The organism is Micromonospora pallida, assembly GCF_900090325.1.
GTDB lineage: Bacteria > Actinomycetota > Actinomycetes > Mycobacteriales > Micromonosporaceae > Micromonospora > Micromonospora pallida.
The window spans coordinates 2,011,732-2,032,683 of sequence record NZ_FMHW01000002.1 but is presented as its reverse complement, the minus strand read 5'-3'; the positions used below and the strand labels follow the sequence as shown (position 1 = coordinate 2,032,683).

Genomic DNA, 20,952 nt, shown 5'->3' with positions numbered 1-20,952 from the left:
TCACGCCGGCCTACGGGCCGGACAGTGTCACCCGGGCGGCGGCAGCGGTCGGCGGCGCCGCAGCGCCGCGCCGGCCAGCACGGCCACGGCGGCCACCACCAGCGCCGCCTCCGGCCACACGCCCAGCCGGGTGGCCAGGGTCGCCCCGTCACCGAGGCGCATCTGCCGGACCACCACCGCGCCGGTGTTGAACCCGGTGGCCCCGTCTACCCGCCCGTCGGGGGAGACGAACCCGGACACCCCCACGGTGGAGGCCATCAACGCGTCGCGGCCGTGCTCGACCGCCCGCAACCGGACCATCGCCATCTGCTGCAGCGCCTCGGACTCGTCGAACGTCGCGTTGTTGGTCTGCACCACCAGCAGTTGCGCGCCATTGATGACGGTGTCCCGGACCAGCCCGTCGTAGGCGACCTCGAAGCAGATCACGTCACCGAGAACCGCGTCGTCGGTGCGCAGCACACCCGGTTCGGTGCCCGGCACGAAGTCCGCCCGAACCCGGTCGACCTGCTTGCTGACCATGCGCGCCAGGTCCCGCATGGGCACGTACTCGGCGAACGGCACCGGGTGCCGTTTGGTGTACAGCTGGTCGGTGTCGGGGCCGCTGCCGGGCCGCCACAGCAGTCCCGCGTTACGTACCTGCCCCTCGCCGGGGCCACGCAGCACCGCCCCGACGAGGATGGGCACGCCGATCGTGTCCGCCGCCAGGGTGATCCGCGCCCCGGCCGCCGCATCCCGCAGCGGGTCGATGTCGCTGGAGTTCTCCGGCCACACCACCAGGTCGGGACGGCGGGCCTGCCCGGCGGCGACCTGCCGGGCCAGGCCGAGGGTCGCCTCGACATGGTTGTCGAGCACCGCCTGCCGTTGGGCGTTGAAGTCGAGACCGAGACGGGGCACGTTGCCCTGCACGATCGCCACGGTGACCTGCCCACCGTCGCCCCGCAACCCCACCGGGGTCGCCAGGGCCGCGGCGAGGACCGCGACCAGACCGACCACCGGCAACGCCAGCACCGGCCGGAACCCCCGCCACGGCCGCCACAGCAGGCTCACCAGCAGCCCACCGCAGAGCGCGACGGCGAAGGTGACCAGCGGGGCGCCGCCGAGCGCCGCCAACCGCAGCAGCGGCGAGTCGCCCTGACTGAACGCCAACCGCCCCCACGGGAACCCCCCGAACGGAGTGCGGTCCCGCAGCGCCTCCTGCCCCACCCACAGCAGCCCGGTCACCGCCGGCCAGCCCGCCCGCCACCGGTCGACCAGCGGTGACACGTACGCGGTGGCCGCGCCGAGCAACGCCAGGTAGGCGGCCTGCGACAGGCTCAACAGCACCCACGGCAGGTAGCCGGTGTGCAGGTTCGTCCAGGCCAGCAGCGGCGCGAACAGCGTCAACCCGGTGACGAACCCCAGGCCGGCGCCGGCCCGGATCCGCCGCCGGTGGGTGGCCGCGGCGAGGGCCGCCACACCCGCCAGGGCGGCCGGCCACCACCCGTACGGGGGGAACGCCAGCAGCAGCGCCACACCGGCCACCACGGCCAGCGGCACCGCCGCCACAAGCGGCAGTGGACGCGGCCGCGGCGGCGTGCCGGCGGCGGGCGGGCGTACCTCGTCAAGCGTCGTCACCGGCACCTCACCTCGATCACACCGCGGAAGGCTACCCGCCCGCCCCGGGCGTCGTCTCAGGGCAGCCGGTGGGCGACCAGGACGGCGTCGTGGACGGTGACGTCCCGGCCGTCGGGGTCGACCGCGGTGCGGGGCCGGGTCTGCGCGACGCGGACCCGCCAGCGGGCCTCGTCGAGCAGGTCGGCGGCCTGCTCGGCGGTGAACATCAGCTCCGGGAAGTGCATCCGCCGGGCCGTGGTACGCAGGTCGAGGGGGTGGTGGCCGACCAGCAGCAGGGTGCCGCCGGGGGCCACCGCCTCGGCCAGCCGGGCGACGAGGTCCCGCCACTGCCCGGCGGGCAGGTGCATGAACTGCGCCGACACCAGGTCGTGGACGCCCGCCTCGGGTGCCTCGACCCGCAGGTCGGCCTGGCGGGCGGTGACCCGGTCGGCGACCCCGGCGTCGGCGGCATGCGCGGCGGTGCGTTCCACCGCGGTGGGGGCGATGTCCACGGCGGTGACCCGCCAGCCGCGCCGGGCCAGCCACACCGCGTCGGCGCCCTCCCCGCAGCCGACGTCCAGGGCCCGCCCGGCCGGCAGGTCACCGGCCTCGGCGACCAGCTGCGGGTTGGGGTTGCCGCTCCACACCGCCGGCCGGGACCGGTAGCGGTCCTCCCAGGCGTCCTGCTCGAACATGGTCGCCAGGTCGTGCCGGTACGCGTCGACGGCGCGGGCGGTGTCCTCGGCGACCAGGTCGGCGTTGATCGCCCCGGCGGCGGTCACGCCCTGCGCGGCGGACACGACGACCGTCGCGGCCACGGCGGTGGCGTTCCCGGCCACCCACACGCCGGGCACGTCGGTGGCGCCGGACGCGTCGGCGGGGATCCGGGTGCCGACGAGTTGCCCGTCGTGGTCGACGTCGACCGGCCTCAGGCCGAGCGGGGCGAGCAGGTCGGCGCGGGCGGCCAGCCGGGACGCCACCACGAGCGCGTCGACACGCACCAGGCCCCCGTCGGCGAGGCGGACCCCGGTGAGCCGGTCGTCGTCGACGACCAGGCCGGTGACGGGCCCGTCGACGACGGTGACGGCCCGCGCGGCGAGCTGCTCGGCCTGCGTCGGATCGGGCGCGTCGCCGTGGTGCCGCAGCAGCAGCACGTGTGGGCTCCACTGCCGCCACAGCAGGGCCTGCCGCACCCCCAGCGGCCCGTCGGCGAGGACCCCGACACGCCGGCCGCGGACCTCCCACCCGTGACAGTACGGGCAGTGCAGCACGTCACGCCCCCACCGGTCGGCCAGGCCGGGCACGTCGGGCAGCGCGTCCACTCCGCCGGTGGCCACCAGCAGCCGCCGTGCCCGCACGCCCCGCCCGTCGGCGAGGACGACCCGGAACCCGTCGTCGTCGCGGTCGACCGTGGTGACCGTCGCGTCGATGAGGTGCCCGCCGTAGCCGGTGACGTCGGCGCGAGCCGACGCGAGCAGCTCCGCCGGCCGGCTGCCCTCCCGGCCGAGGTGGTTGTGTACCCCGTCGGCGGCGGCGTTACGGGGTTCACCCGCGTCCACCACCAGCACCGACCGGCGGGCCCGGGCCAACGCCACCGCGCCGGCGAGTCCGGCCGCGCCGCCACCGACGACCACCACGTCGTACCTGTCGTCCATCACGCACCCCTGTTCGTCGTCCGTCGACCGCCACGGTGCGCCCACCCGACCGACAGCGGCAACTATTCTTGCCGTTATGGCAAACGACGACGAGGTGGCGGTCCTGGCCGGAGTCGGCGCCCGACTACGGGCCCTGCGCACCCGACGCGGCACCACCCTCACCCAACTGGCACAGACCACCGGCATCTCCGTCAGCACCCTGTCCCGCCTGGAATCCGGACAGCGCCGCCCCACCCTGGAACTGCTGCTCCCCCTGGCCCGCGCCCACCAGGTGCCCCTCGACGACCTCGTCGGCGCCGCATCCACCGCCGACCCGCGCGTGCGCCCCCGCCCGATCGTGCGCAACGGCATGACGTTCCTGCCCCTGACCCGCCGCCCCGGCGGCCTCCAGGCGTTCAAACAGATCATCCCGCCGCACACCCCCACCGACCCGCGACCCAACACCCACGAGGGCTACGAGTGGCTGTACGTGCTCTCCGGCCGGATCCGGCTGATCCTCGGCGACCACGACCTGATCCTCACCGCCGGAGAGGTCGCCGAGTTCGACACCCGACTGCCGCACGCCGTCGCCAACCCCGACCCGCACCCGGCGGAACTCCTGAACCTGTTCGGACCCCAGGGCGAACGGCTCCACGTCCGCGCCCGCCCCACCACGTCGTCCCACTGACCCCGGGACACACGAAAATCGGGGCGCGGCAACCGCCACGCCCCGATGCTCCCAGGCCCTCCCCGGCCGGTGGAGCGAGGATCAGGCACGCCGACCTTCGGACCGACCAGACGGCGGACTGGCTGCCCCCGCCGGGCCGTTGTCTACTGGCCGTGCACCTCACCCTGCCCGTACACCGGTAACCGCAGCCGGTTCGCGCCGCCCCGCCGACCCCCGCCCGCTGGACCTGGCCGCCGCAACCCATGTGGTCACTCGGCCAGCGGACGAAGGGACGAAGCGAACAACAGCCACTTCCCCGTGGTAGGACTCAAAGACGGTACGCGCCACCCCCCGGGCACTGTCAACCCGCCACCGGCCAGTCGCCCGTCGGCACGGCGTGTCGCCCCCGGCGCGTCGCCCCGTCCGCCGGGGGCCGGCACCCCGCCCACCGCCCGGCGTTCCCACAAGATTCACGTCCCGTCCGATGAAAGCCCAGCTCACAGCGGCCTACCGTCTCAGCGACGCATCACTCCCTCGACCCTGGAGGTAGCCGTGACGGCAACCCATCCGACCCGCCGTGGCATCCTGCGTGGCTCCGTGACCGCCGCCGCGTTGGCCGCGCTCGGCCCACTGGACGCCCTCGGTGCCCGCACCGCCGGCGCCGCCCCGCTGGCCAAGCTGCCCGCCAGCCCCGACTACGGCCCCCTGTACCCGACCCGGGACCAGAGCACCGGCCTGGAGCTGCTGCGTCTGCCCCGCGGCTTCGAGTACCTCTCCTACGGCTGGACCGGCGACCTGATGACCGACGGCCTGCGCACCCCCGGCGCCCACGACGGGATGGCCGCGTTCCGCCGCACCGACGGCACCATCGCCATCGTCCGTAACCACGAACGCGGCGGCTACGGCGGCGCGTTCACCACCCCCGCCTACAACCCGGCCGCCGCTGGCGGCACCACCACCCTCGTGTTCGACCCCGACGCCGGACAGTTCCTCGGCTCGTGGGCCAGCCTCGGCGGCACCATCCGCAACTGCGCCGGCGGCCCCACCCCCTGGGACACCTGGCTGACCTGCGAGGAAACCACCGAGATCGGCCCCGACGGCACCCGTCACGGCTACGTGTTCGAAGTCCCCCACGTCGGCAAGGGCGACCCCCGGCCGCTGAAGAGCATGGGCCGGTTCAGCCACGAGGCCGTCGCCGTCGACCCTCGCACCGGCATCGTCTACCTCACCGAGGACGCCACCCCCTCCGGCCTCTACCGGTACGTGCCCACCACCCCCGGGAACCTGGCCGCCGGCGGCACCCTGCAGATGCTCGTCATCCCCACCCCGGACGGCTCGTCGTACTCCACCTACGGCGACGGCACCGACACCCAGTACGAGAACCTCACCTGGGTGACCCTCGGCAACCCCGACCCGGGCCCCGGCGAGACGAGCTGCGTGCAGCAGGGCATCGCCCTCGGCGGCGCCGCGTTCCGCCGCCTCGAAGGCGCCTGGTACGGCAACGACCGCGTCTACATCGTCTCCACCAGCGGCGGCCCCGCCGGCCAGGGCCAGGTCTTCGAGTACGACCCGACCACCGAGCGGATGCGGGTGCTGTTCGCCTCCCCCGACGCGGCCGTGCTCAACAACCCCGACAACATCTGCGTCAGCCCGCGCGGCGGCATCGTCCTGTGCGAGGACGGCAGCTCCGGCGAGTACCTGCACGGCCTCACCACCGACGGCGAGATCTTCCCGTTCGCCCTCAACCAGGTCGTCGTGCCCGCCGGCGGCATCCCCGGCAAGACCGTCGCCGCCGGCGACTACTCCGGTTCCGAATGGTGCGGATCCACCTTCGAACCGAAGAACGGCAACTGGCTGTTCGTCAACGCGCAGAGCCCCGGCATCACCTTCGCGATCACCGGCCCGTGGCGGCGCGGCTCGCTCTGACCGTCACCGACCGCCCCCGGTGTGGAGCTGTAACCGGGGGCGGTCACGGGGGTGAGACCGGCAGGATCGCGTCACCCACCTGTCCCGCTTCGGTGAACATGCCCGAAGCTCATATAGTCACGCGGTGACCGTGGAGCACGTGGGACAGGCGTATGCGGCCGTCGCGGACCTTTACATCGAACTGTTCGGTTCGAGCCAGCAGGTACACGTCGACGACCTCGCCTTCATCGGGCGACACCTGTCGATCCGGTCCGGCCCGGTGCTCGACCTGGGCTGTGGACCTGGCCACATCACCGGTCACCTTCGCTCGCTGGGCGTCGACGCACGGGGAATCGACATGGTTCCCGAGTTCATCGCCCACGCGAAGGCGGCCCATCCGAACGGCATGTACCAGCTTGGGTCGATGGAGAAGCTCGACGTTGCGAACCACTCCGTCGCCGGCATCCTGGCCTGGTACTCGTTGATCCATCTACCGCCGCAGGACCTCGGGAGCATGCTCGATGAGTTTCGGCGAGCGATGGCCCCGGGGGGAACGTTGGTGGTCGGGTTCTTCGACGGTGACGAGGTCGGCGCCTTCGACCACAAAGTGGTGACAGCCTATCGCTGGCCCGTGGACGAACTTTCGGAGCGGCTGACGCGAGCCGGCTTCACGGCGGTCGAGCAGCTGCGACGGCCCAGCGATGGCACTCATCGGCCGCACGCCGCCATCGCGGCGATCGCGGCCGACGTGTGAGCGGAGTTGAGCAAGCCGGCGAAACGGGCCAGATTCGGCATGCCCGCGAGGTGACCGTTGGACAGCGGCCCGATCGCGAGACTTCGCCACCCGGCCCATCCCGGGCCCCAGCCTGATCCCCTGCTCCTCCGCATTTGATCTTCCGGGGCTCGTGGCCGGAGGCGTCAGGGGATCCAGGCGAAGGTGTCGGAGTTCGACCGATCCGTCTCCGGCTACAACCGATCCTTCGGCCAGGCACCTGTGCCATACCCGACCGCCTGCAGCCCACAGGCATGGGCAAGCGGTGCCCCGAGGCTCTTTGTACGCACCATGCTCGGCCTCGACGCCTGCGACGGCCAACTCATCCTCAACCCCGACATCCCACCAGAGATCGGACGGATCACGTTGACCGGCACACACGCCTTCGGCAAGCTCTGGGACATAGAGGCCGTCGGCACCCAGTCACACGTCCGCCTGTCCCCAAAAAAGTTTCTCCTCAACCCACCCCTGCCCGACGCCACCGCAGACCGTGGGTGACCTTCCGGCACGACGGCAGGTGAACCCAGCGGCGAAACGGTAGCGGACTGCCGTACCCCCGGGTCACTCCACCAGATGCGTCCGCAGCAGCCCCCGTGCCGCCCCCGGATGCTCGGCGACCAACAGGCCCGCCGCCGCCAGCACGTACGCCCCGTCCACCACCGGCCGGGCCGCCCTCGGCACCGCCCACCCGCCCGCGTGGTCACCCAGCACCGCCGCCAGGACCTCGGTCGCCTCCAAGCCGTCCGCATGCCGCAGCACCCCACCGGAGCCGACCAGCAGCCGCACGTCCCGCAGATCCCGACCGGCACGTTCCCCGGCCGTCGCGCCCCGCGCGTGCCGCCGCACCGCCACCGTCACCGCGAGGGCCGCGATCCGCCGGTCCACCGCCCGCTCCGCCGGCGTCTCCGGCACGAACCCCGGATCGTCGGCCCCCGCCGCCGCCACCGCCCCCAGCGCCTCCCCGTCGACCGGGTCGAGCAGCCGCTCCTCCACGGCCGCCCGCACCACCCCCGGCGCGCTCCACCGCATGCCCAGGTCACCCTCCACGGTCCGGGCCCGCCACCACGAACCCGCGACCTCCCGGCCCGGCCCGGTAGCCCGCTCGTCCGGGGTCAGCACCGAGTACACATCCGTGGTGGCGCCACCCACATCCACCACCACCAGGTCACCACCGGCCGTGCCGGCGAGCACCTCCACCCCGGTCAGCACCGCGTCCGGGGTGGCCGCCCGCACCAGCCGCGCGAACCGCGAACCCCGCGACAGACGCTTCCCGCCAATCACGTGCCGCAGAAACACCTCCCGGATCGCCGCCCGCGCCGACGACGGCGCCAGCACCCCGATCCGGGGCAGCACGTTGTCGGCCACCGTCACCGGCACCCCCGCGCCGACCAGCAGCGCGTGCACCTCGTCGCGGGCGTCGGCGTTCCCGGCCACCACCACCGGCACCCGCCAGCGGGCCCGCGCCAACCGGGTCGCATTGTGGACGAGAGTGTCCGCGTCCCCGCCGTCGGTGCCTCCCACCAGCAGCACCACATCCGGGCGGACCGCCCGCAACGCCACCACGTCCGCCCCACCGAGCCGCCCCGCGGCCACGTGCACCACGTGCGCGCCCGCCGACAACCCCACCCGCCGGCCCGCCTGTGCCGTGACGAGAGGCTCGTAGCCGACCACCGCCAACCGCAGCCCACCACCGGCCGACGAACACACGTACCACGGCGCGTCGGCGGCGGGCAGCCCGACGGTGGCCGCCGCCACTGCCGCGTCCAGGCCGTGCAGCACGTCCGTGCCCACCGTCGTCGGCGCCGCCGCCGACCCCACCAGCAGCCCACCGTCCAGGTCCACCACCGCGACCTTCGTCCACGTGGACCCGACGTCGGCGCAGACCGCCAGGCTCACGCCGCCGCCGGCACGACCACCGTGCCCGTCGCGGTCACCGCCACGACCGGCTCGGCGAGCACCTCCGCCGCCGACTCACCCCGGTCCGGCCGGCCCCGGCACACCACCCGCGCCACGAAATCGATCGTGCGGCTACGCGTACCCACCCGGGTCACCGTCGCCGACACCTCCAACACGTCCCCGGCCCGCATCGGACTGCGGAACTGCACATCCGAATACGACGCGAACAACCCCTCGTCGCCGTCGGTACGGATACACACCTCCGTCGCCACGTCCCCGAACAGCCCCAACGCGTACGCCCCGTCGACCAGGTTCCCCGCGTAGTGCGCGTGCGAAAACGGCACATACCGGCGGTGCGTGACGGTCAACCCGACCCGAGAATCACTCATGCCTTCGCCTTCTTGTTCGTGACCAACGCGTGCACCAGGAAACTGGCCACCTCACCCGGCGTGGTGCCCCGACCGAAAATCCGATCCACCCCCAACTCGGCGGCCATCGTCTCGTCGAACCGCGGCCCACCCACGATCAACAACGGCCGCCGCCCCGCCGGCATCGCCTCCCGGAACGCCGCCGACATCTCCCGCGTGTTGTGCAGATGCGCGTCCCGCTGCGTCACCACCTGCGACACCAGCACCGCGTCCGCCCGCTCCACCCGAGCCGCCTCCACCAACTCCGGCACACTCACCTGCGCACCCAGATTGACGACCCGCAACTCCCGGTAGTACTCCAGGCCCTTCTCCCCCGCGATGCCCTTCACGTTCAGGATCGCGTCGATACCGACGGTGTGCGCATCCGTGCCGATACACGCCCCCACCACCGACAACTTCCGCCGCAACCCCCGCCGCACCGCCACGTTGACCTCCCGCGCCGACAACAACGGAAAGTCCCGCTCCACCACCTGCACCGACGACACATCCACCAGATGGTTCACCCGCCCGTACACCACGAAGAAGGTGAACCCGTCACCCATCTGCTTCGCATGCACCACCATCGCCGGATCGATGCCCATCTTGTTCGCCAACTGCAGCGCCGCACCCTCGGCCCGCTTGTCATGCGGCACCGGCAGCGTGAACGACACCTGCACCATCCCGTCACCGGTGGTGTCCCCGTACGGCCGCACGATCGTCTTCCCGGTGGGCGCCACGCCCGCGCCCGTCTGCATGGTGGTCACGCCGGCTGTCCTTCCAGGATCTCGGTGGCCGGGTTGTAGTAGTCCGCCTCGTGCCTCGCCACCCCGTCCAGACCCTTACCCCGATCCGCCGGCCGCCGCATGATCCCGAACGTGCCCTCGGCGATCGCCGTCAACAACGACTGCTCACCGATCCGCTCCAACAACTCGACCGCCTCACCGAGCACCCGGTGCGCCCGCTGCTGGATGAACCCGCCCGACGCCGGCACGAAATCCTCATGCAGACCACCAGCCGCACCCAACACGTACCGCACGTTCTGCAACGCGATGTCCCGGTCCGACAACCACGGCGTCACCACCGCCTCGGTCATCATCCCCACCAGCAGGATCCCCTGCCCCGTCATCGCACCCACCAGATTGAAGAACCCGTCCAACAGGTTCCCCCGGAACACGTCACCCGTCATGTGCTTCGTCGGCGGCATCCACTTCAACGGCGCATCCGGAAACAACTCCCGCGCCAACAACGCGTGCGCCAACTCCAGACGGAACGACTCCGGCACATCCGGGTTGATCTCGAACGCGTGCCCCAACCCCAACTGCCAGTCCGCCAACCCCGCCTCGTGCGCGAAGAACTCGTTCAGCAACTGCGACACCGTCACCGTGTGCGCCTCGTCCACCGCGTCCGCAGTCGTCAGGTAGTTGTCCTCACCGGTGTTGATGATGATCCCCGCCCGCGCATGAACCTGCCGGGAAAACCGCTGGTCGACGAACGTACGGATCGGATTGATGTCCCGGAACAGAATCCCGTACATCGAGTCGTTGAGCATCATGTCCAGCCGCTCCAGGCCGGCCAGAGTCGCCATCTCCGGCATGCACAGCCCCGACGCGTAATTCGTCAACCGCACATACCGGCCCAACTCCCGCGACGACTCGTCCAACGCCGCCCGCATCAACCGGAAGTTCTCCTGCGTCGCGTACGTCCCCGCGAACCCCTCCCGCGTCGCCCCCTCCGGCACATAGTCCAACAACGACTGCCCCGTCGACCGGATCACCGCGATCACGTCCGCACCCGCCCGCGCCGCCGCCTGCGCCTGCGGAATGTCCTCGTAGATGTCCCCCGTCGCCACGATCAGATACACCCACGGCCGCCGCGGCGCATCCCCGAACCGCTTGACCAGCCGGTCCCGCTCGGCACGCCGCCGGTCGACAACCCGGATCCCGGCAGCGACCGCCTTCCGCGCGGACCGGCGCGCCGCAGTCACCGCCTTACCCGTCGGCACCGAGAACCGCACCGACCCCGCCGCCGCCTTCTGCGCCAGCGACGTCACATCCGCGATCTGCTCACGCGCCAGGGCGTCGAACACCGGCACCGCCACCCCGTGCCCCAGACCCACATCCGCCACCACCGCGTCCACCAGCCGGTTCACCCACGGAATACCGTCCGGATCCGCGCCCGTCACCCCCGCCAGCCGCAGCACCGCCCGCTCCACCGACACCGTCGTGTGGCCACGCGCCAACTCCACCACCGGCTGCCCCGCACGACGCGCCAACTCCCGCGCCCGAGCCACCAACCGCGGATCGAGGTCAAGCTTTCCCGTCACGACGCCCCCTCCTCAAAAATCACCTCGCCGCGCAGCACCGTGCGCCGACACACCGGCAACGGCGTCGCGTCCTCCGGCCCCCGCGACTCCGGATCCGCCGCCTGCAACACCGGCAAACCCCGCTCCACCCCCGCCGGCGTCGACCACACCGCGAACGTCGCCGGCGCCCCCAACGCCAACACACCCTCGCTGTCCCGGTGCACCGCCCGCCAACCACCCCGCGTGTGCGCCGCGAACGCCGCCCGCACACTCATCCGCTGCGCCGGATGGTGATGCGCCACCGCCGCCCGCACCGACCCCCACGGATCCAACGGCGTCACCGGCGAATCCGACCCGAACGCCAACGCCACCCCGACCGAATGCATCGCCCCCATCGGATTCGACTCCAACGACCGGTCCAACCCCAACCGCGACTCGTACATCCGCCCCGCGCCACCCCACAACCGGTCGAACGCCGGCTGCATCGACGCCACGATCCCGAACTCCACGAACCCGGCGATCAACCGCCGACTCATGATCTCCGCGTGCTCCACCCGATGCCGCGCCGCCCGCAACCGGTCCACACCCAGCCGCTCCGCCGCCCCGCGAAACCCGCCAACACCGTGCCGATCGCCGCGTCACCGATCGCGTGGAACCCACCCTGCACCCCGTGCGCCGCACAGTCCACCAGATGGTCCCGCACCTGCTCCGCCGTCAGATACCCGTGCCCACACGACCCCGACCGCGAATCCCGGTACGGCTCCGACACGAACGCCGTCCGCGACCCCAACGCCCCATCCGCGAACAGGTCACCCCCGGCACCCACCGCCCCCAACTCCCGGGCCCGCGCCGCACCACCAAGCTCACCCCAGTAGCCGTACACCTCCGGCACCCCGACACCGGACAACGCCAACAGCCCCGTGAAGTCCTCCTCGTCGGAGATCTCCGGCCCACCACACTCGTGCACCGCCGCGATCCCCAACGACGCCGCATGCGCCAACGCCGCCCGCTGCGCCACCACCCGCTGCGCCCGCGACACCGACGCGAACGCCGCCGCCCGCACCACATGATGCGCGTCCCGACGCACCCAACCCGACGCGTCGTACCCCGCCGCCGACACCACCTCAGGACACGCCGCCAGCATCGCCTGCGACACCAACGCCGAATGAATCGACGCCTGCGACAGATACACCCGCCGACCACCAGCCGCCCGATCCAACGCCACCGCATCCGGCAACACCGGATCCGCCCACGCCGACTCGTCCCAGCCGTGCCCCAACACCACCGCGTCACCCGGCAGACCCGCGGCGAACCCCGCCACCGCGGCCAACACCTCACCCGACGACCGCGCCCCGGACAGATCCAACCCCGACAACACCAGACCCGTGTCCGTGGCGTGCACATGCGCGTCCACGAACGCCGGCGTCACCAACGCCCCGTCCAGCTCCACCACCCGATCCGCCGACGGCGCATCCGCCGCCGACCCCAACCAGGCGATCCGCCCATCCCGCACCAACAGCGCCGTCACGCCCGGATCCGCCGGACAGTGCAGCACACCACCGCGGTACAACGTCGAGGGGTTCGTCATGGCCCTCATCCTGCCGCCAACCGCGCCTCGAACAGCCCCCGCACCCCCGGCTCCGACCGCAGCAGATCCAACGCCAACTCCGCGTGACCCGGCACGAACCCGTTCCCCACCAGCATCGTCACGTCCGCCGCCAGGCCCTCCGCGCCCAACGCCGCCGCCGCGAAACTCGTCGCCATCGAGAAGAACACCACCGTCCCGCCGTCCGCCGTCGCCAGCACCGCCCCATGCTCACAACCCGGCACGTCCACACACACCACCGTCACGTCCGCCGGCACCCCCAACGCCGACGTCACCGCCGACGACAACGCCACCGGATCCCGCGCGTCAGCCAACACCACCTCCGTGGCCAACCCCGCCGCCACCAACGCGTCCCGCTCCGCCACCACCGGAACCACCCCGACCGTACGACCGGCACCCGCCCGCCGCGCCGCCGCCAACGACAACGACCCGCTCTTCCCCGCGCCCCCGACCACCGCCACCGACACCGGCCGCGGATCCCCCTCCCGGGCCCGCCGCGCCACCTGCTCGGCCACCACCCGCGCCGTCAACGCCGGCGCACCACACACGTCCAGCACCGCCAGGGACAACTCCGGGTCCAGGTCCGCCGGCAACACCGCCGCGATCGACCGGGCGAACAGAATCGCCCACCCGTCACACGGCACCTGCTCACCGCGCCCGTCCCACCGAACCAGGCCATCGGTCACCACCAGCGGCGTCAACGTCAACGACACCAACGTCGCCACCCGGTCCCCCGACCGCAGCCCCAACGGCGACCGCCGACCCGCCTCCTCGACCGTGCCGATCAACATCCCACCCGACCCGGTCACCGGATTCTGCATCTTCCCGCGCTCAGCGATGATCTCCAGCACCTCGGCGCGGACCTTCTCCCCGTCACCACCGTGCTTCTCCGACAACTGTCGGAAACTCGCCGCATCCAGATTCAGCCGCTCCACCCGGATCCGCACCTCGTTCGGCGCGATCTCCCGCGCGGCGTCCAACCGCCACGCTGCCTGCGGCAGCACCCCCGCCGGCTCCACGACGCGATGCAGACCCACCGGTGACGTCACGGCAACCTCCCTGCTCGACCGCCCGAAGCCCCGGCCGGGGGCTCGCATCGCGGGAAAACTTACGGCAGAATAATTTCTCGACCGCAGATTTTCCAGTAGCCTTCGAGGTCGCTGACAGCACGACCGCACCGAGGAGGGTTCGTGACAACCACACAACCACCGGCGACGGCCGCCCGTCCCACCCCGGTGGCGGCACCGACCGCCGGCCAGCCCTACGAATACCGCCGCACCCCACTGGTCGAACCCGACTGGACCCGCTTCCCCGGCTGGCGCCACGTCACCCGCGACCAGTGGGAATCCGCCCAGTGGCAACGCGTCAACTGCGTCAAGAACATCAAGCAACTCCGCGCCGTCCTCGGCGACACCGTCGGCGACAACTTCTACGCCGACCTCACCACCGACCAGCACGCCCTGGCCACCATGTCCATGCTGGTCCCACCCCAGATGCTCAACACCATGGTCCCGTTCGACCCGATGAGCACCGAGGCGTTCCTCGCCGACCCCATCCGGCGTTACATGATCCCCGTCGCCTCCGACCGACGCACCGACTGGCCCTCCCACCCCTACGCCAGCCGCGACTCACTCCATGAACACGACATGTGGGTCGCCGAAGGCCTCACCCACCGCTACCCCACCAAGGTCCTCGCCGAACTGCTCGCCACCTGCCCGCAGTACTGCGGCCACTGCACCCGCATGGACCTCGTCGGCAACTCCACCCCCGCCGTCGACAAACTCAAACTCACCCTCAAGCCCGTCGACCGGTACGACGCCCACATCACCTACCTCAAAGCCCACCCCGGCGTCCGGGACGTCGTCGTCTCCGGCGGCGACGTCGCCAACGTCCCCTGGCGCAACCTCGAGTCCTACCTGATGCGGCTGCTGGAGATCGAAACCATCCGGGACATCCGACTCGCCACCAAGGCCCTCATGGGCCTACCCCAACACTGGCTCCAGCCCGACGTCGTCGAGGGCCTCGAACGCGTCGCCCGCACCGCCGCACGCCGTGGTGTCAACCTCGCCATCCACACCCACGTCAACCACGCCCAGTCGCTCACCCCGCTGGTCGCCAAGGCCGCCCAGACCGCCCTCGACATCGGCGTCCGCGACGTACGCAACCAGGGCGTCCTCATGCGCGGCGTCAACGCCACCACACCCGACCTGCTCGACCTCTGCTTCGCACTACAGGGCGAGGCCGGCATCCTCCCCTACTACTTCTACATGTGCGACATGATCCCCAACGCCGAACACTGGCGGGTCCCGGTCTGGCACGCCCAGCAGCTCCAGCACGACATCATGGGCTACCTGCCCGGCTACGCCACTCCGCGGATCGTCTGCGACGTCCCCTTCGTCGGCAAACGCTGGGTGCACATGCTCACCGAGTACGACCGCGAGCGCGGCATCTCGTACTGGACGAAGAACTACCGCACCTCCATCGAGCAGACCGACCTGGAGGCGCTGGACAAGCGGTACGCCTACTACGACCCGATCGACACCCTGCCCGAGTCCGGGCAGCGCTGGTGGACCGACCACCGCGTCGACGGCTGATCGACCCCCCCCCCCCCCCCCCCCCCCCCCCAATGGAAGGGCCCCGGCAACCGCCGGGGCCCTTCGATATGTCGGACGTCGGTCACCTCGTGAAGGCGTCCCGCACGTCCCGACCGGCGTCCTTGGCGTGTTCACCCGCCTGACGCGCCTGCGCCTCGGTCTGCTGCGTGGATCCCTCGGCCCGCAGGCGTTCGTTGTTCGTGGCGTTGCCGATGCGCTCCTTCGCGGCGCCGGTCAGCTCGTCGGCCTTGTTCCTCGCCTTGTCGGTGAAGCTCATCTTCACCACTCCCTCCGGCTGCTTGGTTCTGTCGTCGGGCCTGTTCAAGCTCTTGCCCGGTCGTCGGGGCTGGAAACCTCGAGGTGGTGGCCGGCGACACCACCCGTAGTGCATCCTAGGAAGATAGGTTGTGCGGGTGGACCCGGGGAGTGATTGACTGGCCCGATGGGAGAGATCCTGCTGATCCGACACGGCGAGACCGCCTGGAGCGCCAGCCACCGGCACACTTCGTACACGGATCTGGAGCTGACGCCCGACGGCGAGCGGCAGGCCACCGCGCTGCGTGACCGGCTCGCCGGACGCCGGTTCGGCACCGTCCTGGCCAGTCCCCGGCGACGGGCCCTGCGCACCGCCGAACTCGCCGGGCTGGCCGTCGACACCGTCGACGACGACCTGACCGAGTGGCACTACGGCGACTACGAGGGGCGCACCACCGCCGACATCCGTGCCGAACGCCCGGGCTGGGTCATCTGGCGGGACGGCTGCCCGGACGGCGAGTCGCCTGAGCAGGTCGGCGCCCGCCTCGACCGGGTGATTCAGCGGGTCACTCCCCTACTCGACCGGGGCGACGTCGCCCTGATCGCCCACGCGCACGCCCTGCGGGTGCTCGGGGCCCGGTGGATCGGACTGCCCCCGTCCGGCGGCGGCCTGCTCCGCCTCGACACCGCCAGCGTCAGCGTCCTCGGCCACGAGCACGGGCGACCGGTCATCCTGGCCTGGAACGTACGCTGACCCCTCGGGCGGGCCCGGCTCGGTGACGCCGCCTCTCCCCCGCCAAGCCGACCGCGCGGTGACGCGGCCGGCTACCGCCCGCCGCTGTCCGGACCGATCCGCGGCGGACGCTTCTCGTACGGGGTGGAGAGCACCACCGTGGTTCGGGTGGTGACGTTCGCCGCGGTACGGATCTCCTGCAACAGGCGCTCCAGGTCGGCCGGACCGGCGACCCGCACCAGCAGCAGGTAGAAGTCCTCCCCGGCCACCGAGTAGCACGAGTCGATCTCCGGCAGGTGCGCCAGCCGCTCCGGGGCGTCGTCCGGCTGCGAGGGGTCGAACGGGCGGATCGCCACGAACGCGGTCAACGGCAGGTCCAACGCCTCGAACGAGACCTGCGCGGTGTACCCCTTGATCACGCCACGTTGCTCCAGCCGCCGCACCCGCTGGTGCACGGCCGACACCGACAGGCCCACCCGCTCGGCCAGGTCGGTGTACGACACCCGGCCGTCGACGGTCAGAGCGGCGACGATGGCGCGATCGGTCTCCTCCACGCTGGGCAACCTACCGGGAAAACCCGCTCTGGGCGACGACGTCCCACCAGGCGTCCCGCGCGTCGCACGCCACGCCCAGGACACCACAGTGGACGGCCGGCTCAGCCCTTGGCCAGGGCGCGGGAGATCACCAACCGCTGGATCTGGTTGGTGCCCTCCACGATCTGGAGCACCTTCGCCTCCCGCATGAACCGCTCCACCGGGTGGTCGGCGACGTACCCGGCACCGCCGAGCACCTGCACCGCGTCGGTGGTCACCCGCATCGCCACGTCCGTGGCGAACAGCTTCGCCTTGGCCGCCTCGATCGAGTACGGCCGGCCGGCGTCGCGCAGCCGGGCCGCCGCCAGGGTCAGCGCCCGCGCCGCCGAGATCTGGGTGGCCAGGTCCGCCAGCAGGAAGCCGAGCCCCTGGAAGTCGACGATCGCCCGGCCGAACTGCTGCCGCTCGCGGGCGTAGCCGACCGCGTAGTCCAGCGCCCCCTGGGCCAGCCCCACCGCGCAGGCGGCGATGCCCAGGCGGCCCGAGTCGAGGGCGGACATCGCGATGGTGAAGCCGATGCCCTCCTCGCCGACCAGCCGGTCGGCCGGCACCCGGGCGTCGTCGAAGGCGATCTGCGCCACGGGCGAGGACCGCAGCCCCATGGTCTTCTCGGCGGCCTGCGGGGCGATGCCCGGCGTGCCCACGTCGGCCAGCAGGCAGGAGATGCCCTTCGCGCCCGGCCCGCCGGTGCGGCAGAAGACGTTGTAGAAGTCGGCGGTGTGCGCGTGGGTGATCCACGCCTTGGTGCCGGAGACCAGGTAGTCGTCGCCGTCGCGGACCGCGCGGGTGGTCAGCGACGCCGCGTCCGACCCGCCCTGCGGCTCGGAGAGGCAGTACGCCCCGAGCAGTTCGCCGCCGAGCATGTCGGGCAGGCGCTTGCGCAGCTCGGCGCTGCCGTACTGGGCGACCGGGTAGCAGGCCAGGGTGTGCACGCTGACCGCCTCGGCCACCGCGAGCCACCGGCTGGCCAGGATCTCCAGCACCTGGAGGTAGACCTCGTACGGCTGGGCGGCGCCGCCGTGCTCCTCGGCGTAGGGCAGGCCGAGCAGGCCGGCCCGGCCGAGGGTGCGCAGCACCTCCCGGGGGAACTCGGCGCGCTCCTCGAACGCGGCGGCCCGGGGGGCGAGTTCCCGGTCGGCGAGTTCGGTGGCGAGCGCCAACAGGTCGTGGGCCTCGTCGGTGGGCAGGATCCGGTCGACAGTCATCGTGCGGTGCGCTCCGTGGGGGTGGTGGTGAGCCGGGGCGCGCCGGCCGTCGTACGGCGGGCGCGCGGGTCGCGGACCAGCGTGAGCGCGTCCGACCCGCGCGGGGCCGGGACGCGGCGCGTGACCGACCGCCGGTGCGGCGGATGTCCCTCGCGCGTGCCCACGCGGTCAGCTTAACGGTCGTTCGGGCCAACCGGATCCTGCGGTCGGCCGACCGACTCCACCACCACCGGCCCCGGCCCATCCCCCGACGCCGGCCCGGCGTACGCCTCGGCCACCGTGGCCCGGTCGAACACCCGCCAGGTCGCCGCCGTGACCAGCGCCGCCACCACGAATCCCACCCAGTAGGGCGCAGTCAGCCCGAACCGCGCGACGAGCACCCCGCCGAGCAACGCGCCGACACAGTTGCCTCCGGCCACGACGAACAGGTTCGCGCTGCCGACCCGGCCGAGCAGTTCCGGTGGGGTCAGTCGCTGGCGCAGTGAGCTGGCGACGATGCCCCACAGCGCGCCGTGCACGCCGAACAGCGTCAGCGCCCCGCCGACGACGTACGCGTCGGTGGAGACGGCGAGGGTCAGGTGCAGCGCCACCTCGGTGAGCAGACCGACCCGGATGGTCCACGTCGCGCCGACCGCCGCGATGAGCCGGTCACCGACCAACGCCCCGCCAAGGCTGCCGACGGCCATGCAGGCCAGCAGGGCACCGTAGCCGACCGAGTCGAGGCCGAGGCGGTCCCGCGCGAGCAGGACCAGCAGCGCGAACGCGGCGGTGAGGGTGACGTTGAGCAGCCCGATCAGCACCGCCATGGTGCGCAGCAGCCGGTGCCCGGCCAGCCATCGGAGCCCCTCGGCGAGGTCCGTCCGCACCGATCGGGCACCGGTGGTGCCGGGTCCCGGGCGGTACGTCCCGGCGATGCCCGCCAGGAACAGGGCGCTCAGGCCGTACGCGACGGCGTTGACCAGGAACGGACTGCTCGCGGCCAGCACGAACAGCAACCCGCCCAGCGGGTTGGCGATCATCCCCTGCGCCACCGTCGTGCCGCCGGCGAGCCAGCCGTTCGCCCGTTCGAGACGGGACCGGGGCACCACCGCCGGGACCATCGCCTGGCTCGCCGACCGGACGACTATCTCGCCGGTGTTCACCAGGAACAGCACGGCGTAGAGCAGGGCGACGGTCGCCAGGCCGGTGACGACGCATCCGCCGAGCACCAGCAGCGCGACCACCCGCAGCCAGTCGACGACGATCATCAGCCGGCGCCGGTCGATCCGGTCGACCAGGACCCCGCCGGGAAGCGCGAACAGCAGCCAGGGCAGCCACGCCGTCGCGAACGCCCCGGACACCACCACCGGGTCGTCGGTGAGCGAGGCGACCAGCAGCGGCGCGGCGACGGTGGTCAGGCCGCTGCCCAGCGCCGAGGTGGTCGCCGCCGCCCACAACCGACCGAACCGTCCGTCGAGCTGCTCCCCCACCCCGGGTGTCACCGGGGGACGCTAACAACTCCGCGACGGCGACGGACACGGGTTTTCCGCCGCCCGACCCCCTGGGGAGTGTCGGGCGGCGGTACGTGTGCTCAGCCCTTGACGCAGACCACCTGCTTGAGGTGGGCGAATACCTCGACCAGGTCCTTCTGCTGCGCCATCACCTCGACGATGTCCTTGTAGGCGCCGGGAATCTCGTCGACCACCCCCGGGTCCTTGCGGCACTCCACCCCGGCGGTCTGGGCGGCCAGGTCCTCGGTGGTGAAGGTGCGCTTGGCCTGGTTGCGCGACATCCGCCGGCCCGCCCCGTGCGAGGCGGAGCAGTACGCGTCCGGGTTTCCCCGCCCCCGCACGATGTACGACCCGGTGCCCATCGAGCCCGGGATGATCCCCAGGTCACCGGCGCCGGCCCGGATCGCGCCCTTGCGGGTGACCAGCACCTCCACGCCGTCGTAGGTCTCCTCGGACACGTAGTTGTGGTGGCAGGAGATCGGCTCGTCGTAGCGGACCTGCGGCAGGTGCTCGCGGAGCACGTTGCAGAGCAGGGCCAGCATGACCGCGCGGTTGCGCCGCGCGTACTCCTGCGCCCACCACAGGTCCCGCCGGTAGGCCGCCATCTCCGGCGTGCCAGCGAGGAAGACCGCCAGGTCCCGGTCGGGCAGGTCGGCGTTGTGCGGCAGGCCCCGAGCCACCGCCATGTGCCGCTCGGCCAACTCCTTGCCGATGTTGCGGGAGCCGGAGTGCAGCATCAGCCAGACCCGACCCTCGTCGTCGCCGCCCTGCTCGAGGCAGACCTCGATGAAGTGGTTGCCGCCGCCGAGGGAGCCCATCTGGTGCTGGGCCCGGTCCCGGAGCTGCTGCACCCGCCGGTCGAGGTCGTCGAAGCGCCGCCAGAAGTCGTCCCAGCCGCCCTGCTCCAGACCCCGAAGCCGACGCGGGTCGACCATCCGGTCGTGCTTGGCGAACCCGACCGGGATCGCCGCCTCGATCGCGCTGCGCAGCGGGGCGAGGTCGTCCGGCAGGTCGGACGCGGTCAGCGAGGTCCGCACCGCCGACATGCCGCAGCCGATGTCCACCCCGACGGCCGCCGGGGAGACCGCCTGGCGCATCGCGATCACCGAGCCGACCGTCGCGCCCTTGCCGAAGTGGACGTCGGGCATCACCGCGACGCCCTCCACCCAGGGCAGCGCGCCGATGTTGCGCAGCTGCCGCAGGGCCTGCTCCTCGATGGCGTCCGGGTCGGTCCAGACCCGTACCGGGGCCCGGGTGTCGGGCAGCGGGGTGAAACTCATGGTCGCCTCCTGTGGTCGGC

19 protein-coding genes and 1 pseudogene are annotated in these 20,952 nt (G+C 72.3%); 6 read left to right on the top strand and 14 right to left on the bottom strand.

Annotation, left to right across the window (positions count from 1 at the left end; translation table 11 throughout):
• Nucleotides 1-27 precede the first annotated feature (27 nt).
• Together lnt and GA0074692_RS08890 are read right to left on the bottom strand one after the other, a co-directional pair.
• Nucleotides 28-1,614: an apolipoprotein N-acyltransferase gene (gene lnt, locus GA0074692_RS08895; protein ID WP_245730242.1), complete on the bottom strand. Its 1,587-nt coding sequence runs from the start codon at nt 1,612-1,614 to the stop codon at nt 28-30.
• 56 nt (nt 1,615-1,670) lie between these two features.
• Complete coding sequence (locus GA0074692_RS08890; protein ID WP_091641601.1) at nt 1,671-3,248, bottom strand: bifunctional NAD(P)/FAD-dependent oxidoreductase/class I SAM-dependent methyltransferase; 1,578 nt, start codon at nt 3,246-3,248, stop codon at nt 1,671-1,673.
• Nucleotides 3,249-3,324: 76 nt separating this feature from the next.
• Between GA0074692_RS08890 and GA0074692_RS08885 the strand changes: the two genes are divergently transcribed.
• The 4 genes from GA0074692_RS08885 (at nt 3,325) to GA0074692_RS08870 (ending at nt 7,069) form a co-directional block, all read left to right on the top strand.
• Nucleotides 3,325-3,915: a helix-turn-helix domain-containing protein gene (locus GA0074692_RS08885; protein WP_091641596.1), complete on the top strand. Its 591-nt coding sequence runs from the start codon at nt 3,325-3,327 to the stop codon at nt 3,913-3,915.
• 531 nt (nt 3,916-4,446) lie between these two features.
• On the top strand, nt 4,447-5,820 hold the full coding sequence (locus tag GA0074692_RS08880) for a PhoX family protein (protein WP_141725201.1): 1,374 nt from the start codon (nt 4,447-4,449) through the stop codon (nt 5,818-5,820).
• A 124-nt stretch (nt 5,821-5,944) separates the two neighbouring features.
• A complete protein-coding gene (locus GA0074692_RS08875) occupies nt 5,945-6,553 on the top strand; it encodes a class I SAM-dependent methyltransferase (protein WP_091641590.1) in 609 nt (202 codons plus the stop codon).
• 309 nt (nt 6,554-6,862) lie between these two features.
• A complete protein-coding gene (locus GA0074692_RS08870) occupies nt 6,863-7,069 on the top strand; it encodes a hypothetical protein (protein WP_091641586.1) in 207 nt (68 codons plus the stop codon).
• A 63-nt stretch (nt 7,070-7,132) separates the two neighbouring features.
• Here the strand turns inward: GA0074692_RS08870 and GA0074692_RS08865 are convergent, their stop codons facing one another.
• The 6 genes and pseudogenes from GA0074692_RS08865 to kdd all read right to left on the bottom strand — a co-directional run bounded on the left by GA0074692_RS08865 (nt 7,133) and on the right by kdd (nt 13,879).
• Nucleotides 7,133-8,467 carry a glutamate mutase L gene (locus tag GA0074692_RS08865; RefSeq protein WP_091641581.1) on the bottom strand — a complete coding sequence of 445 codons (1,335 nt, stop codon included), beginning with the start codon at nt 8,465-8,467 and terminating at the stop codon, nt 7,133-7,135.
• A complete protein-coding gene (kal, locus tag GA0074692_RS08860; protein WP_091641577.1) occupies nt 8,464-8,856 on the bottom strand; it encodes a 3-aminobutyryl-CoA ammonia lyase in 393 nt (130 codons plus the stop codon). Before kal ends, GA0074692_RS08865 begins: the two co-directional genes overlap by 4 nt.
• Nucleotides 8,853-9,629 (bottom strand): lysine 5,6-aminomutase subunit beta, encoded by a 777-nt coding sequence (gene kamE, locus GA0074692_RS08855; protein ID WP_091653032.1) that lies wholly within the window; start codon nt 9,627-9,629, stop codon nt 8,853-8,855. Before kamE ends, kal begins: the two co-directional genes overlap by 4 nt.
• Nucleotides 9,630-9,634: 5 nt before the next feature.
• Nucleotides 9,635-11,197: a lysine 5,6-aminomutase subunit alpha gene (kamD, locus tag GA0074692_RS08850; protein WP_091641573.1), complete on the bottom strand. Its 1,563-nt coding sequence runs from the start codon at nt 11,195-11,197 to the stop codon at nt 9,635-9,637.
• Nucleotides 11,194-12,764 (bottom strand): annotated as a pseudogene (locus GA0074692_RS08845) (amidohydrolase). Before GA0074692_RS08845 ends, kamD begins: the two are co-directional and overlap by 4 nt.
• A gap of 5 nt (nt 12,765-12,769) precedes the next feature.
• Nucleotides 12,770-13,879 carry an L-erythro-3,5-diaminohexanoate dehydrogenase gene (gene kdd, locus GA0074692_RS08840; RefSeq protein WP_176738359.1) on the bottom strand — a complete coding sequence of 370 codons (1,110 nt, stop codon included), beginning with the start codon at nt 13,877-13,879 and terminating at the stop codon, nt 12,770-12,772.
• 93 nt (nt 13,880-13,972) lie between these two features.
• Between kdd and GA0074692_RS08835 the strand changes: the two genes are divergently transcribed.
• Complete coding sequence (locus tag GA0074692_RS08835) at nt 13,973-15,376, top strand: KamA family radical SAM protein (protein WP_091641570.1); 1,404 nt, start codon at nt 13,973-13,975, stop codon at nt 15,374-15,376.
• An 82-nt stretch (nt 15,377-15,458) separates the two neighbouring features.
• Here GA0074692_RS08835 and GA0074692_RS08830 read toward each other — a convergent pair whose 3' ends face one another.
• A complete protein-coding gene (locus GA0074692_RS08830) occupies nt 15,459-15,653 on the bottom strand; it encodes a CsbD family protein (RefSeq protein WP_091653022.1) in 195 nt (64 codons plus the stop codon).
• A gap of 165 nt (nt 15,654-15,818) precedes the next feature.
• Here GA0074692_RS08830 and GA0074692_RS08825 point away from each other — a divergent pair, with 165 nt between their 5' ends.
• Entirely contained in the window at nt 15,819-16,385 is a 567-nt protein-coding gene (locus GA0074692_RS08825) for a histidine phosphatase family protein (RefSeq protein ID WP_091641567.1), read from the top strand.
• A 71-nt stretch (nt 16,386-16,456) separates the two neighbouring features.
• Here the strand turns inward: GA0074692_RS08825 and GA0074692_RS08820 are convergent, their stop codons facing one another.
• The 5 genes from GA0074692_RS08820 to GA0074692_RS08805 all read right to left on the bottom strand — a co-directional run bounded on the left by GA0074692_RS08820 (nt 16,457) and on the right by GA0074692_RS08805 (nt 20,932).
• Nucleotides 16,457-16,918, bottom strand: a complete 462-nt coding sequence (locus GA0074692_RS08820) for an Lrp/AsnC family transcriptional regulator (RefSeq protein WP_091641563.1) — start codon at nt 16,916-16,918, stop codon at nt 16,457-16,459.
• A 101-nt stretch (nt 16,919-17,019) separates the two neighbouring features.
• Nucleotides 17,020-18,162, bottom strand: a complete 1,143-nt coding sequence (locus GA0074692_RS08815) for an acyl-CoA dehydrogenase family protein (protein ID WP_091641560.1) — start codon at nt 18,160-18,162, stop codon at nt 17,020-17,022.
• Complete coding sequence (locus tag GA0074692_RS34615) at nt 18,159-18,326, bottom strand: hypothetical protein (protein ID WP_176738358.1); 168 nt, start codon at nt 18,324-18,326, stop codon at nt 18,159-18,161. The genes GA0074692_RS08815 and GA0074692_RS34615 overlap by 4 nt, the downstream gene beginning before the upstream one ends.
• A 9-nt stretch (nt 18,327-18,335) precedes the next feature.
• Nucleotides 18,336-19,643, bottom strand: a complete 1,308-nt coding sequence (locus GA0074692_RS08810) for an MFS transporter (protein ID WP_245730241.1) — start codon at nt 19,641-19,643, stop codon at nt 18,336-18,338.
• A gap of 89 nt (nt 19,644-19,732) precedes the next feature.
• The gene (locus GA0074692_RS08805; protein WP_091641554.1) at nt 19,733-20,932 is read right to left on the bottom strand and encodes an RtcB family protein; all 1,200 of its coding nucleotides are present in this window, start codon (nt 20,930-20,932) and stop codon (nt 19,733-19,735) included.
• Between the last annotated feature and the right edge of the window lie 20 nt (nt 20,933-20,952).